Genomic DNA, 14,318 nt, shown 5'->3' with positions numbered 1-14,318 from the left:
GAAAACTGTGATACGCTGGATTTACTGGGGGTTCGTATCTATCACGGCGAACGTTTCAACAGTATCACACACCTTGTAGGTGCCGCCTTATCAGTGGCGGGCACTTCTGTGCTTGTCACCTTGGCAAGCATTCATGGTGACGTGTGGAAAATCGTTGGCACAAGTGTGTATGGCGGCATGTTGGTTTTTCTTTATACGATCTCGACGCTTTACCACAGCATGCAAGGCCGCACGAAAAAAGTTCTTCAGAAGCTGGATCATATCGCCATCTACTTGTTGATTGCGGGAACATACACTCCCTTCACACTTATCACATTGCGAGGCCCTTGGGGCTGGTGGCTCTTTGGCATCAATTGGACGCTGGCCGCTCTAGGCATTCTTTACGAACTCACGCTCGCTCATCGAACTCGAACGCCATCGATGATTATTTATGTCGTGATGGGTTGGCTGATCGTCGTCGCACTCGAACCTTTGACGGCGGCTCTATCAACATCAGCGATGGTGTGGTTGACCTTGGGAGGCTTGCTGTACACAGGAGGCATTGTCTTTTTTCTTTTCGATGAAAAGGTGAAGCACTTCCATGGCATTTGGCATCTCTTTGTTCTTGCTGGAAGTGCTTGTCAATATTTCTGCATTCTTTTTTATCTAATTTAAGTGTCAGTTTGACTCCGAAAATCTTGGCACTTTCTTTGAAATAGATCCCTCTTTGTAAACCTTTGGAGGGAATAAATGAAAACACTAACCACCGTTTTAATGATCACGCTTTTTACTGCCAACGCATTTGCCGCAGGCATCTTTGACTGGGTAAAACCGAATCGCCCAGGACGTCCTGGCCCTTACGAGCCAACCCGTCCCAATATCACCTGTTCAGCCACGGATAATGGTTGGGAAGAACATTGGGGTGGCCACGGGAATTGTCGTGAGTGTTTGGCCAAGCACGGCAACTGTGTTGAAACTTGTAAATCCAGCTTTTACACCTGCACGGCCGAAGGAACGGATTATCGCGGCTACCGTATGACGATGCAAGGTCGCGGTCCTGATCGCTATAGCTCAGAACGAGATGCTATCTATCAATGTCAATATCGCTACAACAACTGCCGCATTGTTAGCTGCAATGAAACTTCAGAGACCGTATCTCGTCGCGACTGCCGTTAATCCTGTTTTTTATAACCATGCACCATGCTGGCCACGAGATTCTGCTTCTCGTGGTAGCTGGCTAAAAGAACGCCAGCGACATGCATCGCCACTCCGGCCATCATGACGTTGGCGATAATTTCATGCAGCTGCTCGACCCACTCTTCGCCAAAATAAGCATCAGTTCCCATCATGAATCCAGTAATCCCCAGGCCGATCACACAAGACATCAGAAACAACATCACCCATCCGGCTATGGGATTGTGACTCAAATAGGCTTTTCTATTTTTGTAGTCGCGAAGGTAATGAAAAACCGCAACGGGTCCAACAAGCCAATTTTTAAACCTTACGTGTGGACTACCAATAAATCCCCAAATAATGCGGGCTGTGACAAAGCCGGCGGCAACATAGCCAATCACTTCATGCACTGTGTCCCCTTCTTCAGTGATGAAGTAATTCAAGAAAATACAAAGGACCAGAGTCCAATGAAAAACTCGCACAAAAAGATCCCAAACATAGACTCTTTTTTCGCCGCTGTTCATTTCTGGTCCTTTCTTAGAGCGAACTACTTTTTGTTTTCTTTAACGATAGAACCATCAACCGGGTTGAAATAGATTTCAACTTTCGCACCCGCTTTATCCCAACCGTAGATTTCGTAGCAGTTACCCGCAACTTTAAAAACTTTAATTTTGTAGCCCTGAGACAAAATCATTTCTTTCATTTTGGCTTCTGGCATCCATTTGTCTTTTGCTTCTTTTGTGCACTCCGGTGCGGCAAAAGAAATGGAACCCGCCAACAATACGACCATTGCTAATAGAGCTTTCATTTGAATCCTCCTAATGTTTAGTAATTAGACCTTTTGTTTCATCAAAACATCAAGGCCTTGTCCAGAGTCTAGAGTCCTCCTCGTCCGCCCTGAAAACAAGATGAAAATGGAAGATTCTGATTCGTCTCGTGATATGCTGATCTAAGAGAAGGACTATAACTTTGAAAGACATACTCTACTCCCTTTTCCAAACTCAGACTCCCGTGGATCTTGAGTCCAAATTAACTCGACACGCATGCGTTGCGGCGATTTTACGCGGCCCTTCTTATGAGCAGTTAGAAATTGCCTTTATCCAAAGGGCTTTTCATCCCGAAGATCGCTGGGCAGGACATATCGCCTTCCCCGGCGGCATTCGCGAAACTTATGACAAAACAGATTTAGATGCGGCTTTGCGTGAAACCAAAGAAGAAGTGGGTGTCGACCTGAATGCAAACGAACTATTAGGGCGCCTTGATGACGTTCAAGCGCGAAAATCCGGCACCATGCTGGATTTCTACATTCGTCCTTTCGTCTTTTATACGAATCGGGACTTTGCGCTGACTTTGGATGCTTCGGAAGTGGCCGACTTTTTCTGGATACCCGTTAAAGAAATTCAGAATCCGCAAAGACAAACCCACTATAAGACCAGACGTGAAAATGGATTGGATCATCATTTACCCGCGGTTTATTTGGATCGAGACCCTCCCCTCTGGGGGCTGACCTACATGATGGTGATCGACCTTTTGAATCGCTTGCGCAGCTTAGGTCCGCACAACTAGAAATAAAAAAACCAGAATCCCTTGTCGATTCTGGTTTCACCAATTTCACCTTTCATTAACCTTTCAAGGTGGACCTGTCTCCCTGTGTAGAGACAATTCACGAATCTCCTGACTAAGAATATATTCGTGACGTACTACTTTGGATTTCGCCATTCAAGGCTCCTTTCATTCAAGGTAGTAAGCTTATCGGCTGGACCTTTGTAGAGTTGAGGGTGTTTTTTAAATTTTTTTAAAAAACCCGGCGATTCTTGGATTGAAACAAGAAATCATGTTTAAACTTCGGGCAGTGTTTAGAAAATCGCCAGCCTATTTTCGATTTTTTATTTTTGATACAAGGAATGGCCGCAGAAATTGCACAAAAAAGGGAACCCCTGGGGGTTCCTTTTGGTGCGATGTCTTGAAAAAAAGCAGATCGCTACAGAATCGAAAAGACCGTCGAAAAGCTGACTGTTGTGGATTCGGTTCTTAGATCCTTCGGATAGAAGTTTAAGAAAGTCGAAAGATAGATGTCTCGAGTAAAGGCATACCCAGCACCAAGGCGCTGACTTGTTGTTCTGTTCAACATCGCAAATTGATCTTCGCGAGCGCGGGGGTTGGTAAAGCCAACGGCTACAGACGTGTACATATTGAACTTATCCGTAACATTGTACTTCACTTGCGGATACCAACCTAGATAGTAGCGGCCGGCAGTGCGGTCTTTCTTTTCATAGTCACGATTGTACAGGAAGTAGCTCAAGCTCGCATCCATACCCACCGCAAATCCTGAAGCACCGATGTTATAGACAAGCGAGTTGTCGTAACTCAAAGTCGCGTATTGTCCGACATCAAGATACTCTTGAACCGTCGTCACAGACACACCATAAGAGTTTCTCATTTGTACATTGCCCAGGCGCGTGTTGCGGTCATAACTGACAAAAGGTGTTTTGATGTCCGTGCGTTCAGAGCCATGGAACGGAGTTAAAGCACTGACTCCGGTCCCCATGCTGATGGCACTCTTACTATCAAGACGGTAACGACCACTGATAGATCCGCCTAAAGACGTATCATTATTACCGATGGAGCCATCTGGATTGGGTTGTTTTTTGTTAGAAAGATCACCGATCGGGGGACCGTAATAAGACAAAGCAAACTTCAGGGAATATCTGGAAAGAGATCCCGAATCCGCTTTCAAACGTGAATCCGTGATGTCTTTATCATCTTCGAATTTTTTATTTTTCAGAACACTGTCCATTTTCAGCGTGGACCCTTGAGTCACGACTTCCGAAGTTGAAGTTGCTGATGTTGTCGAAAGTGTCGTTGTTGACGTTTGTGCCTGGGCCGCGAAAGACCAAGTCACAAGAGTGGCGAGCAAAAGCCCTCGATTCATGAAAATCTCCCCTGTTTGCGGCCGTTTGTACCTAGGAGACCGCAAAAAGGAAAGACAAGCTTGTGTCAGCAGCGGCACTGAGAACTTTTTTCATTTACCCCGAAGAATCCTGAACACAGATGGGATATATTCGATTACATCCGAGGCCATCATAGAAAGTAGGTCTTTTTTGCGCGAAGCCCAAAGATTGGCTGTCGCGCCGTGAATATAAACACCGAGCACGGCCGCCTGGGTGGCGGTCAGACCCTGAGCGCGCAAGGCCGTTAAGATCCCCGCAAGAACATCCCCCGTACCGGCTTTGGCTAAAGCCGCATTGCCAGTTTTATTGGTGTAAATTCGGCGGGCGTTCGCAATCAAAGTATGATCTCCCTTTAAGATGACGACACATTGAAAAAGCTGTTGGGCTTTTTTAACGGCCGCAGAGCGATCTGCATTGATCGCCTCCGCACTGATCTTCAGGCAGCGTGCCAGTTCACCCACATGAGGTGTGACAATCCAGGAGGCTGGCAAGGGAAACAGATTTTCATTCGCACATACAGTCAGGGCGTCTGCATCCAGAATAACTTTTTCATATTTCTTTCTTTTTAGCTCTTGAATTACTTGAGCGGTAAAAGCATTCACCCCAAATCCCGGACCGACCAAAATCGCATCGAAGCTCAATTGGTCCCAGGATTTTTTATTAAGATCGCACAAAAGAAAATCGGGATTTTCCAAAGATGACACCGCGATATTTTTTTGCGCCAAGATGACGTAACCGCTGCCTGCGCGTAAAGCGGCCTTGGCGGCCAGAACACCGGCGCCAGGATAGTCGGCACTTCCTGCCAAGATCAGACTGCGCCCGCGAGTGGCCTTGTTATCAGAAGTTGAGATCTTTGGTAAAAGTTTCTGAGCTCCGTGTTTCTTAAGAATATATGCCCGCGCAGTAGATTTTTTCATCAGGATCAGTGTATAACCAGCTTTGCATGATCGTAAAGACGGAAGCAGATCTCGAAGGTCTAAAAAAAATCGGCAAAGTAGTGGCAAACTGCCTACAGCACATGGCGCGCTCCATGGAGCCGGGCATGACCACCAAAGAACTGGATGATCTGGGCGGAAAGTTCTTGGAATTTCATGGAGCACGTTCGGGCCCCATGTTGGTTTACAATTTTCCAGGCTATAACTGCATCAGTCTGAACCACGAAGTCGCTCACGGCGTTCCATCGCACAAAAAAATTCAAAAAGGCGATTTGATCAATATCGATGTTTCGGCAGAACTCAATGGTTACTATGCTGATAATGGGGGCTCGTTTATAGTGCCTCCGGGGAAAGCCGAGGATCAAAGACTGCTGGATGTCACTCGTCAAGCATTGGATGCCGCCATCAGTGTTGTCAAAGCGAACACGCCGATCAACATGATTGGCTACCAGATTGAAAAAGTGGCTAAGGAAAATGGCTACACCGTTATTGAAAATCTGGGAAGTCATGGTGTGGGCCGCAGTCTGCATGAAGAACCCAAATTTATCGCGGGCTTTCACGACAAAAACGATAAACGAAAGTTGAAAGAAGGGCATGTCATTACCATTGAACCCTTTGTCTCTACCGGGGCTCGCTTCGTCGATGAAGAACCTGACCACTGGACGCTGGTGGCAGGACGCGAGCACCGCACCGCTCAGTTTGAACACAGCATGGTTGTGCTTAAGGACCGAGCTCTCATTCTGACTTTACCTGATCCTGTCTAAATACAGTCCCACGCTCTTTGCCCGCTCTCTGCTTCCTGCATAGAATTCTCTCAAGGTGCAGATTCAGGGAGGTGTTATGCCCTACGAAGTTTCTTTATCATTCTCGATTTTACTTCTCTGGGTGACCCATCAAGCCATCATGTGGACGATAGGTGCGTTAAAATCTGAATTCTTATAGACACACTGCCAAAGTCCTTGAGCTTCGCTGAAAAGGTGAAAGGCTAACGAAGTCTATTTATGGAGGGATTTATGAAATTATTTTTTGTTGTGGCTTCAATGCTTTTGGCTTTTTCGGCTCAGGCAAACGATCGCAAGATCGGCAATGTGATCGCGGTGGAAAGAGACATTCATGATGTCAATGCGACTTGTTTGAAAAACATTTCTGGCGACACCAGCAAACCACAAAGCTTTTTTTCTTGCGGCATCAAATACATCGCTGAAGGTGAAATTCCCGTAAGCAAAGGTCGCGCATTCAAATTGGTTGATGAATCCTGCCAAGTGTACGGCGAAACAATCAATGGAGTTTTGTTGATCACGTTCGGCACAGCGAAGGGTTCTTCTACATTCGAAGCCTCTCGTGCTTGTTTGGCGCGTTCTTTGGCGACGAAAGATTCTGTAAAAGTTGTGGTTTACACTCTCGAGTAAGTCCTCAAAGACTTGCAAAGTTCATAAAAGGAAGGACCTACCTCCTTCCTTTTTTTTTGCCCTCTTCTCATTTAGCTTTCGTCTACGTTGAATTTGTCTCATCTATGACTTTTGTGCGTCCTTTCCCTTGCGCTTTATTAGACCCCTAATTAAACTACTAAGGCCGCTAAACCTAAACTGGATCGGAGAACTGCATGGCAAAACTCTTCTTTACTGAGATTCCGACTCGGGAAGAACTTGAAAAGTCGGCGAGGCCTCTTTATCCCGACATGGATCCCCTGACGTTGTACTCGCACATCCTTTTGCGCAAAGTAACGACTGAAATGGAAATCAACCTCGATAGCTTTTTCTCCCGTTACAATCTTTCCTCTGGACGTTTTACGCTGATGATTCTGCTGCACAGAGCTTCCCAAGGCTTGATGCCTTCGGAACTCGCCCAAAAAGTGGGAGTTACGCAAGCGACGATTTCAGGATTGATCAACAGTCTAGAGAAAGTTGAAATCGTTAAAAGAACGACGCATGAAAAAGACGGACGTTCTTTCGTGATTCTTTTGACTGACAAAGGTCGCGCGCTCTGCGACGAAATCGTGCCACTTTATCACGAACGCATCACACAATTTTGGAGTGAGTTCAATGAAAGTGAAAAGAATCAGATCAACGGATTCACAGAAAGAATGATCCGCAGCATCCCCAAATTGGGCCAATAAATAAAAAACCCTGATGCAAACATCAGGGTTTTTCGTTTAACGTTTCCCAAGTTTCTATCTTAGTATTCACCCGTCAAAGCACAGTTCAAAATCGTCTCTGTCGTGTAGCCTGAAGTATTTTGGAATGGACCAAAGTGGTTGTAAGAACGACCCACGGCCATGTGCGGGCTTACGCAACGCTCGGCTGGTGCTTTTAGTTTGCCGTTAGAGTTGACGTTGTAAGGGTGTGTATTCGCCGCCTTCGTTGTATTCACTTGCACCGCAAAAGATCCTGTCACTTTTGCCGCCGCACAGAACGAGTTGAAGGTTTGCAGTGAACTTCCCAACACACGGATCAATTCAGCCTGACTGGCCTTTTGCGAGATGCCGCATTTTGGATAAAGCGCGTTCCATTCACGAATACAAGCCTGGACATTTCCACCTGCATCCGGAGTGAATTGAAAAAGACCAATATTCAATCTTGATTCCGCCGGTTGATAAGGGTCTTCATAGAAGTTCACACCTGCGGGACGACGATAACCTGACGGAGCATATTTAGCCGCCACGTTCTGAGACTTCGTAGTATCCGCGGTCGTCAACGACTCCATGTAAGATAAACACATCATAAACTTAGACCACAATTTCGAGGCTTTCACATAGCCGTCGCGATTGCCCGCCAAAGCTTCCCGACGATAAGAGTTCATGCGATCGGCAAACTCATTAATTTTTTTAATAGTGGCTGCACCAGGAACATTTTTACCGTTCAAAGTCGTATTCAAAGTGGCAGAAGTGACGTTACACAAAGGATGCGAAATCAAACTATTAGGCAGGTAAGTATTCACATCGCTGTTCAATCCAAAATACGAAGCCACATAGCCTAATTGCGCTTTGGACGGTTGCATCTTCAATTCCACCGCATAAGAAATACGATCTGCGAAACGATCATTCTGGTCCAGATTGGAATCGCACAGATCCGAAGCGTGAGCCTGCTGTGCATTTCGCGTGGGAATCAGTTCACGATAGTTTTTATAGTTCGTATCAACCACAGACCCTACGGGGTAAGAGACCTCCGCAAAAACATCGAAGCCTTCGGGAGTGATCGAGTCCGTGACCGCCGCAGGCTCACGAACCACAGGCGGTGTCGGCGTAGGATTGTTAGGTGTTGTTGCTGGAGGATTGGTGGTGCCGCCTGTATCGACCGGTTTTTTGGCCATCGCCAAAGCCGTGCTAGAGAAAAGTGTTGTTGCTACCAGTGCTGCCAAGATGTTCGTATTGATTTTTTGTGTTTTCATACCTCCTAGATCGGAGCTAGGTCCTAGGACTTAAGGGACCCTGGACTTTACCTGGACCATTTTTCCTGGATGAAGGGGAAGTTCAATAAACTGAAAAATTATTGTTCAGTCACGCTTGGACAATGGTCCGTAAGAATGGTTTAAGCTCTTTTTCTGAAACGCCGATATGAGAAAGGAAACAAAACAAGAGGAGTTTCAAAATGAGTCAAACCTATGATGTACCAAGTCTCTATAACTTTTTATTGCACACGCCCGAGGCTGGTCTCAGAAAAATGCTCGTTGATAACAAGCCCATGACAGAGGCTCACTTCAACCTGATGTTGAAAGTCGTCCGTGCCTGCGACGAAACTCAGTTTACCGAACACTTTACAAAGCAGGATTTTCCCAAAGTAAAAATGGGTCCTGCCGAAGTTAAACTCAAAGAGAAGTTCTGGAACGATTGCATGACAACCTGGAACAGTCGTGGACTTCTGACTCCAGCTGTGGCATCTAAAGCGGCATAAACCGGCGCGCCGAAGATGTGAGCGGGCCCAAGCCCGCACAACTGGATTTATTGATGATCGCTTACTTAACCACTGAACAATTTCTGCCAGAGCTTCTTGAGGAACTTAAAAACGTTCGTTCCGTTCATGGAAGCCTGGTACTGACTGAGGGGCCCTTGCAGAATTCTGTCTGGGCCCAAAATATTTGGTTAAATCCCGAAATCATTTCCTTTGAATCTATCACCCAAGCTGCCAAGGCTTTAAAAAGCCTGGGGAAGCTGTGGGCACCCTACACCTTCGACAATCATCGTCGCGCGCAACTGATTCAAGATCAGCTTATAAAGCTGAAACCCCGGATCATGGATTTCCGCGGACCTTTGCCCGAAGAAAATCTGGGCGCTTGGACCTTGATAGATAAAAATACGCTTCTGGCTTCCAGCAAAACCAACTCTCCCTTTCCTTTGGGAGAAGTGCAGTTCCACGAAGACAAAAAGAATCCGCCGTCCCGTGCTTACTTGAAACTGTGGGAGCTTTTCACTGTCTACGGTGTGATTCCCCAACCAGGCCAGAAAGTCGTGGACTTTGGCAGTTGCCCCGGCGGGTGGACCTGGGTGCTACAGCAAATTGGTTGTGATGTGATCAGCATCGACCGAGCACCGCTAGAGCCCCATATCGCACGACTCCCCCGCATTCATTTTATGAAAACCAATGCCTTTACGGTCAAGCCCGAGGACATTGGGGCCATTGATTGGTTTTTTTCAGACATTATTTGTTATCCCGAAAAACTGTTAGAGCTTGTGCAGATGTGGCAGAGTTCAGGACTATGCTCGAACTTCGTTTGCACGATAAAATTCCAAGGTAAGACGGACTTTGCAACACTCAAAAAGTTTCAGTCCATGGAAAATGCGCGTGTACAGCACCTTTATCACAACAAGCACGAGGTCACCGTATGGATAAAGACATCTTCACCCTAGTCGGACGCGAAGAAGAAAAGCTCAAGCTCTGGAAAGATCTGGCGCAAGCCAAGGGCGAACTTCTGTGTAAGGGTCAAGAAGACTCGATCTGTAAACTGCGTGTGATTTTTTTCAATACGAAAACCAACTGCCTGGAATGCACAGTGGAATCCACCACGAAATTAAAATCCCAAGAGGAATACTTAGGACACTTCTTTCTTGGCGGTGAAAAATATTATTTCCAAGGTTTCGCGCAAATTCATCAGGACAAAGTCGTGGTTCCGATTGCTGACGAACTCTATCATCTTCAACGTCGTCAAAACTATCGCGTGCGCATTCCCGAGGGTTACCAGGCCTTTTACAACATTATTCTAGTCAATGAACAGCCGCAAAAGATCATCGGTCAACTGGCAGACTTGAGCAGCCAGGGATGCCGGGTGATCTACCGCATGGACGCCCCACTGATGAAACTGGGCGATAAAGTAACAGGCCATTTGGTGATCGGGAAAAGACCGCCGGTTGAAATCCAGGGGCTCGTTCGTCACATCAAAGTAGATGAAGGCAATAAAGTCATTCAAACCTTTGGTATCGAGTTCACGCCTTTAGCGACCATGATTGAAAACAAGCTTTTCGCTCTGACCATGGAAATTCACAAAGAGGTTTTCAAAAGACCATCTTAGTTTTATTGCCCCAAACCCGTGGGCTCTAAAACAGTAGGATCTTTTTGACGGATTGATTCGTATTCCTGATCGATATTCTTTTGCAGTTGTTTTCGCTTTTCTTCCGTCTGCTTCTTCATATCCGCCTGCGCTTTTTTATTTTCGTCATGGCGTTTCGTATAATCACGGTGAAGCTGATTGAACTCATCCGTTTTTGCACGGGCATAATCTTCGAAGTTCTTTCGTTTGTCGCGCATGTCTGCTTCAAACTCATCCCGTTGTTCCTTTTGTTTCGAATAGAAATCTTTTCTTTCCCCGTCTAAGTCTTCAAAGAACTCTTTACGCTCGTCCGAAGTCACCTTCTTTTTGGAAAATGCCTTGCGGGCTTCGGCTTGTTTTTTGGTGAATTCGTCGCGTTCTTTCTTCTGGGTTTTGTTGAACTCTTCTCGCGCCTTGGTCATGTCTTTATTAAAAAGTTCGCGCTTTTTATTGATGATCGAGGAAAACCGCGAGCGGACCTCCGACGGCGATCGCGAAAGATCAGACATCAACTGATCCATGAAAGCCTTTTCATCATTTTCTTTTTGTCGTTCTGGCGGAATATCTTTGCGTAATTTTTCAAAAGCGTCCCGGTCGGCCTTCAAAGAATACTTTTCATCGACCAAGGTCGTGTCTCGATCTGGACGTGTCGTCGGCTCATCCAAAGCCCAGATTTTTTCAGCACCAAAGACCACTACAGATGTCAGGCACACAGCTAAAATCGAGCGGCGCATTGTATCTTGAACCGACAAAGGCATGAAAACTCCTCTTTATTTCCGCAAATGTATATTTTTGAGAATAATTGGACTCTTTTGAAAACACAACAGGCCGATAAGAGGTCATATGTTATACGGACGAAGAGTTATCGAACCCCAACGCGTGCCCCACGGACAAGGTCCTCGCCGCTTTATTCTGAATAAAAGCTTTCAGTATAAATACTGTTGGTACATGGTGACCGCTGTTGCGGGTGGCGCGATTCTTTTTCTTCTTCCCGCTTACTATTTCATCGTTCAAAACTATGATCTGTTCAAAAGTCTTGCCTATGATACTCATCCCTATCTGGTGGAGCATCTAGAGCGCGAAGTCACCTGGTTGAAAATATTTTTAGCCGCAAGCTTCCTGTTTTTGATGGGAGTGACTCTGTTTTTAGGTATTCGCATGACCAAAAATCTGCTGTCCCCTTTGGTGACGATGGAAAGACACATGCACCAACTGATGTTGGGACAATGGCATATTCCTGACTATCATTTACCGGAAGAAGACGACTACCGAGATCTGGCGATGACCTACGACTATTTCTATCGCGCTTTGAAAGCAAACACCGAAACCGAATTGAAACTTTTAGAAAAACTCAGTATCGACCCGCAAAACCGGGAAGCCTACGCAGCCTGGAAACATTTGCTGGCCGAAAAGCGCGCCCGTCTGGGAATTCGCGAAGAGTTTATTACTAACGATTCCGTCTTAGACTTGACCGAATTTGATCAGAAACGTCGCGTTTCTTAATCGCCTCACGCTTGTCGTGAGTCTTTTTACCCTTCACCAGGGCAATTTCCAGTTTCGCGCGGCCGTTTTTAAAATAAATTTTAAGCGGCACACAAGAATAACCTTTTTCTTTAAGAGCTCCAAAAATCTCGTCCAGCTCTTTGCGATTCAAAAGAAGTTTACGCAGGCGTTCTGGCGCGTGATTGTTATAACTGGAGGCCTTGTATTCGGCAATGTGTGCATTCTGCAAGAAAGCCTCGTCACCGCGGAATGAAATGTACGAGTCCTTAAGCTGAACATCTTTATTGCGCAGGGACTTCACCTCGCTGCCCATAAGCTGTAAACCCGCCTCGTAGGTTTCTACGATCGTGTAATCAAACCGGGCTTTTTTGTTTTCCTGGATAATCAAAATGCTCATGCTTCAAATCCAAAGTGCTTGTACAGCGTTACGAACTGCGCGGGGCTAAGCTCTTCCGCGCGGGCCGTTTCAGTGAAACCCATCGCGGTGATCCAGCCCACCAGTTGCTCTTCAGTTAGCTTCTTTTGACTTAAAAGACCAGACAAATTTTTCTTTAAAAGCTTCCGGCGCTGGGCAAAGGCGGCTTTGACGAAACTTAAGAACGCCTGGCGATTTTTCACGTCACTTGGCAAACGCGAAAAACAAAGCACCCGGCTAGCAACCCTTGGTGGCGGAGAAAAATCGCGCGGTCCCGCCTCTGTCACCATTTCGGTTTTCCAGAAGACCTGCGCGATCACACTTAAAAGTCCGTAATGCTCAGACTTCGCTATTGCGCGAATTCTTTGCGCCACTTCCTTTTGAAACATCAAAACCATGTGCTCCACACCTTTTTCTTCCAGCGAGCGCTCAATGACGATACTAGAGGAAATCTGGTAAGGAAGATTGCTGACGAAAACGATTTTTTTATGCGAATAAAAGCGTGACCAATCCAGCTTCAAAGCATCTTCTTCAAGAACAGTTTGGCCCTGGTTGCGCCAATAGTCTGCGATCACACGGTCCAACTCGATCAATGTTAAAGGGATATTCATCTGTCGCAGGAAATAGGTCAAGGCCCCTGGTCCAGGTCCGACTTCGATCAGTTCTTCGGGCTGAAATTCTTTAACCTGATTGATAATGCGTTCGATGACGACATCACTGACTAAAAAGTTCTGACCCAAGGATCTTTTGGCAAGAATACCTAATTCTTGCAACGTCTGCTCTAATCGTTCGCGTGATTGACTCATCTAAAATCCGTTGTCAAAACTTGAGGCGATGGCCCCAGGTCAATACTTGAAAATTCTCCGGCATTCATGCGTAAAACGCCCGCATAACCGATCATCGCAGCATTGTCGGTGCAATAGCGAATCGGCGGCACAACCAAAGTTAAACCTTTTTTTGCCGCCCATTCTTCCGCACGGGCACGCAGGCGGGAGTTGGCACTCACGCCACCTGTTAGAATCACCCGTTGAGATCTAAAAATCTTTGCCGCGCGATCAAGTTTGGCAATCAGGACGTCGACAATGGCTTCTTGAAAAGAGGCACACAAGTCGGGCAATTGTTCTTGCACCAGTTCGGGCCCTAATTGTTCCAGCATGCGTTGGCCCGAGGACTTCAATCCGGAAAAACTCATATCAAATGTATCGTCGTGAATCATGCTGCGGGGAAATTCAAAGGCATGGGGATTGCCGGTCTTCGCCATCTGATCAATGCGCACGCCTCCGGGGAATCCCAAACCGGCCATCTTGGCGAACTTGTCAAAGCACTCGCCAGCGGCATCATCTTTGGTTGCGCCCAACACACGATAGTCCCCCAAACCCTTTATCTGATAAAGACTGGTGTGCCCCCCACTAATAGCAAGGCCCACATAAGGATAACCGAAATCTTCTGGTGGCGCATAATGAGCGTCTCGCAAAAAGGGCGCCAGAAGGTGTCCTTCCAGATGATTCACGCCTAAAAAAGGCAAATTCTTCGCCTGGGCCAAAGATTTCGCAGTGACCAGTCCCACAATCAAAGCGCCAATCAAACCGGGACGATTCGTGACGGCAATGCCCTGCACATCTTTCCAGGACATGCCGGCTTTTTTAAAGGCTTCTTCAATTAATGGGATCAAGGCGATGGAGTGATTGCGGGCGGCAATTTCCGGAACAATACCGCCATAAATTTCGTGCTCTAAATCCTGAGAAGCGGCAACCACGGAATGAACCCACCCCGTGCGATCTACAATCGCCACCGAGGTATCATCACAACTGGTTTCTATGGCTAATACACGTTCAATCACGG

Annotated in this window: 19 protein-coding genes; 10 read left to right on the top strand and 9 right to left on the bottom strand. The window is 46.5% G+C overall.

Features of this window, described 5'->3' with window-relative positions:
• Positions 1-36: 36 nt before the first annotated feature.
• Both OM95_RS01535 and OM95_RS01530 read left to right on the top strand, forming a co-directional pair.
• On the top strand, positions 37-654 hold the full coding sequence (locus OM95_RS01535) for a hemolysin III family protein (RefSeq protein WP_041869522.1): 618 nt from the start codon (positions 37-39) through the stop codon (positions 652-654).
• 75 nt (positions 655-729) lie between these two features.
• Complete coding sequence (locus OM95_RS01530; protein ID WP_041869519.1) at positions 730-1,155, top strand: hypothetical protein; 426 nt, start codon at positions 730-732, stop codon at positions 1,153-1,155.
• On the opposite strand, the gene OM95_RS01525 is transcribed toward OM95_RS01530, so the two are convergent.
• Complete coding sequence (locus tag OM95_RS01525) at positions 1,152-1,676, bottom strand: cytochrome b/b6 domain-containing protein (protein WP_041869516.1); 525 nt, start codon at positions 1,674-1,676, stop codon at positions 1,152-1,154. The two genes, OM95_RS01530 and OM95_RS01525, sit on opposite strands and share 4 nt — an antisense overlap.
• A 23-nt stretch (positions 1,677-1,699) precedes the next feature.
• Positions 1,700-1,960, bottom strand: coding sequence for a PepSY domain-containing protein (locus OM95_RS01520; RefSeq protein WP_291515426.1), 261 nt, complete (start codon positions 1,958-1,960; stop codon positions 1,700-1,702).
• Positions 1,961-2,121: 161 nt separating this feature from the next.
• On the opposite strand from OM95_RS01520, the gene OM95_RS01515 reads away from it, so the two are divergent.
• The gene (locus OM95_RS01515; RefSeq protein WP_291515425.1) at positions 2,122-2,718 is read left to right on the top strand and encodes a CoA pyrophosphatase; all 597 of its coding nucleotides are present in this window, start codon (positions 2,122-2,124) and stop codon (positions 2,716-2,718) included.
• A 415-nt stretch (positions 2,719-3,133) separates the two neighbouring features.
• Here OM95_RS01515 and OM95_RS01510 read toward each other — a convergent pair whose 3' ends face one another.
• Positions 3,134-4,084 (bottom strand): hypothetical protein, encoded by a 951-nt coding sequence (locus tag OM95_RS01510; RefSeq protein WP_041869507.1) that lies wholly within the window; start codon positions 4,082-4,084, stop codon positions 3,134-3,136.
• 90 nt (positions 4,085-4,174) lie between these two features.
• On the bottom strand, positions 4,175-5,020 hold the full coding sequence (locus OM95_RS01505) for an NAD(P)H-hydrate dehydratase (protein WP_041869505.1): 846 nt from the start codon (positions 5,018-5,020) through the stop codon (positions 4,175-4,177).
• Positions 5,021-5,046: 26 nt separating this feature from the next.
• Here OM95_RS01505 and map point away from each other — a divergent pair, with 26 nt between their 5' ends.
• The 3 genes from map to OM95_RS01490 all read left to right on the top strand — a co-directional run bounded on the left by map (position 5,047) and on the right by OM95_RS01490 (position 7,154).
• Complete coding sequence (gene map, locus OM95_RS01500) at positions 5,047-5,802, top strand: type I methionyl aminopeptidase (protein WP_041869502.1); 756 nt, start codon at positions 5,047-5,049, stop codon at positions 5,800-5,802.
• Between the two features lie 249 nt (positions 5,803-6,051).
• Positions 6,052-6,447 (top strand): hypothetical protein, encoded by a 396-nt coding sequence (locus OM95_RS01495; protein ID WP_041869499.1) that lies wholly within the window; start codon positions 6,052-6,054, stop codon positions 6,445-6,447.
• Between the two features lie 194 nt (positions 6,448-6,641).
• Positions 6,642-7,154, top strand: a complete 513-nt coding sequence (locus OM95_RS01490) for a MarR family transcriptional regulator (protein WP_041869496.1) — start codon at positions 6,642-6,644, stop codon at positions 7,152-7,154.
• Positions 7,155-7,213: 59 nt separating this feature from the next.
• Here OM95_RS01490 and OM95_RS01485 read toward each other — a convergent pair whose 3' ends face one another.
• Complete coding sequence (locus tag OM95_RS01485) at positions 7,214-8,425, bottom strand: hypothetical protein (RefSeq protein ID WP_041869493.1); 1,212 nt, start codon at positions 8,423-8,425, stop codon at positions 7,214-7,216.
• A gap of 200 nt (positions 8,426-8,625) precedes the next feature.
• Here OM95_RS01485 and OM95_RS01480 point away from each other — a divergent pair, with 200 nt between their 5' ends.
• Genes OM95_RS01480 through OM95_RS01470 form a run of 3 tightly spaced genes read left to right on the top strand, consistent with a single transcriptional unit; the run spans position 8,626 to position 10,540 of the window.
• On the top strand, positions 8,626-8,928 hold the full coding sequence (locus tag OM95_RS01480) for a hypothetical protein (RefSeq protein ID WP_041869490.1): 303 nt from the start codon (positions 8,626-8,628) through the stop codon (positions 8,926-8,928).
• 53 nt (positions 8,929-8,981) lie between these two features.
• Positions 8,982-9,881, top strand: a complete 900-nt coding sequence (locus tag OM95_RS01475; protein WP_041869828.1) for an SAM-dependent methyltransferase — start codon at positions 8,982-8,984, stop codon at positions 9,879-9,881.
• Positions 9,857-10,540: a PilZ domain-containing protein gene (locus OM95_RS01470; protein ID WP_041869488.1), complete on the top strand. Its 684-nt coding sequence runs from the start codon at positions 9,857-9,859 to the stop codon at positions 10,538-10,540. The genes OM95_RS01475 and OM95_RS01470 overlap by 25 nt, the downstream gene beginning before the upstream one ends.
• Before the next feature lie 2 nt (positions 10,541-10,542).
• On the opposite strand, the gene OM95_RS01465 is transcribed toward OM95_RS01470, so the two are convergent.
• Complete coding sequence (locus OM95_RS01465; protein ID WP_291515424.1) at positions 10,543-11,316, bottom strand: hypothetical protein; 774 nt, start codon at positions 11,314-11,316, stop codon at positions 10,543-10,545.
• Between the two features lie 85 nt (positions 11,317-11,401).
• Between OM95_RS01465 and OM95_RS01460 the strand changes: the two genes are divergently transcribed.
• A complete protein-coding gene (locus OM95_RS01460; RefSeq protein ID WP_041869487.1) occupies positions 11,402-12,061 on the top strand; it encodes a hypothetical protein in 660 nt (219 codons plus the stop codon).
• Here OM95_RS01460 and smpB read toward each other — a convergent pair.
• The 3 genes from smpB to tsaD are packed head-to-tail and all read right to left on the bottom strand — an operon-like array spanning position 12,006 to position 14,316.
• Positions 12,006-12,458, bottom strand: coding sequence for an SsrA-binding protein SmpB (gene smpB, locus OM95_RS01455; protein ID WP_041869486.1), 453 nt, complete (start codon positions 12,456-12,458; stop codon positions 12,006-12,008). The genes OM95_RS01460 and smpB overlap by 56 nt on opposite strands.
• Positions 12,455-13,282, bottom strand: a complete 828-nt coding sequence (gene rsmA, locus OM95_RS01450; RefSeq protein WP_041869484.1) for a 16S rRNA (adenine(1518)-N(6)/adenine(1519)-N(6))-dimethyltransferase RsmA — start codon at positions 13,280-13,282, stop codon at positions 12,455-12,457. The genes smpB and rsmA overlap by 4 nt, the downstream gene beginning before the upstream one ends.
• On the bottom strand, positions 13,279-14,316 hold the full coding sequence (tsaD, locus tag OM95_RS01445; RefSeq protein ID WP_041869481.1) for a tRNA (adenosine(37)-N6)-threonylcarbamoyltransferase complex transferase subunit TsaD: 1,038 nt from the start codon (positions 14,314-14,316) through the stop codon (positions 13,279-13,281). Before tsaD ends, rsmA begins: the two co-directional genes overlap by 4 nt.
• Between the last annotated feature and the right edge of the window lie 2 nt (positions 14,317-14,318).

The organism is Bdellovibrio sp. ArHS (assembly GCF_000786105.1).
Taxonomy (GTDB): Bacteria; Bdellovibrionota; Bdellovibrionia; order Bdellovibrionales; family Bdellovibrionaceae; genus Bdellovibrio.
This window is presented reverse-complemented; position numbering and strand designations above follow the sequence as displayed.

What these genes read in the sequence shown, in the direction of transcription:
- OM95_RS01530 (WP_041869519.1), top strand. Translation starts at nt 730, where the DNA reads ATGAAAACACTAACCACCGTTTTAATGATCACGCTTTTTACTGCCAAC.
- OM95_RS01525 (WP_041869516.1), bottom strand. Translation starts at nt 1,676, where the DNA reads ATGAACAGCGGCGAAAAAAGAGTCTATGTTTGGGATCTTTTTGTGCGA.
- OM95_RS01520 (WP_291515426.1), bottom strand. Translation starts at nt 1,960, where the DNA reads ATGAAAGCTCTATTAGCAATGGTCGTATTGTTGGCGGGTTCCATTTCT.
- OM95_RS01510 (WP_041869507.1), bottom strand. Translation starts at nt 4,084, where the DNA reads ATGAATCGAGGGCTTTTGCTCGCCACTCTTGTGACTTGGTCTTTCGCG.
- OM95_RS01505 (WP_041869505.1), bottom strand. Translation starts at nt 5,020, where the DNA reads ATGAAAAAATCTACTGCGCGGGCATATATTCTTAAGAAACACGGAGCT.
- map (WP_041869502.1), top strand. Translation starts at nt 5,047, where the DNA reads ATGATCGTAAAGACGGAAGCAGATCTCGAAGGTCTAAAAAAAATCGGC.
- OM95_RS01495 (WP_041869499.1), top strand. Translation starts at nt 6,052, where the DNA reads ATGAAATTATTTTTTGTTGTGGCTTCAATGCTTTTGGCTTTTTCGGCT.
- OM95_RS01490 (WP_041869496.1), top strand. Translation starts at nt 6,642, where the DNA reads ATGGCAAAACTCTTCTTTACTGAGATTCCGACTCGGGAAGAACTTGAA.
- OM95_RS01485 (WP_041869493.1), bottom strand. Translation starts at nt 8,425, where the DNA reads ATGAAAACACAAAAAATCAATACGAACATCTTGGCAGCACTGGTAGCA.
- OM95_RS01480 (WP_041869490.1), top strand. Translation starts at nt 8,626, where the DNA reads ATGAGTCAAACCTATGATGTACCAAGTCTCTATAACTTTTTATTGCAC.
- OM95_RS01475 (WP_041869828.1), top strand. Translation starts at nt 8,982, where the DNA reads ATGATCGCTTACTTAACCACTGAACAATTTCTGCCAGAGCTTCTTGAG.
- OM95_RS01470 (WP_041869488.1), top strand. Translation starts at nt 9,857, where the DNA reads ATGGATAAAGACATCTTCACCCTAGTCGGACGCGAAGAAGAAAAGCTC.
- OM95_RS01465 (WP_291515424.1), bottom strand. Translation starts at nt 11,316, where the DNA reads ATGCCTTTGTCGGTTCAAGATACAATGCGCCGCTCGATTTTAGCTGTG.
- OM95_RS01460 (WP_041869487.1), top strand. Translation starts at nt 11,402, where the DNA reads ATGTTATACGGACGAAGAGTTATCGAACCCCAACGCGTGCCCCACGGA.
- smpB (WP_041869486.1), bottom strand. Translation starts at nt 12,458, where the DNA reads ATGAGCATTTTGATTATCCAGGAAAACAAAAAAGCCCGGTTTGATTAC.
- rsmA (WP_041869484.1), bottom strand. Translation starts at nt 13,282, where the DNA reads ATGAGTCAATCACGCGAACGATTAGAGCAGACGTTGCAAGAATTAGGT.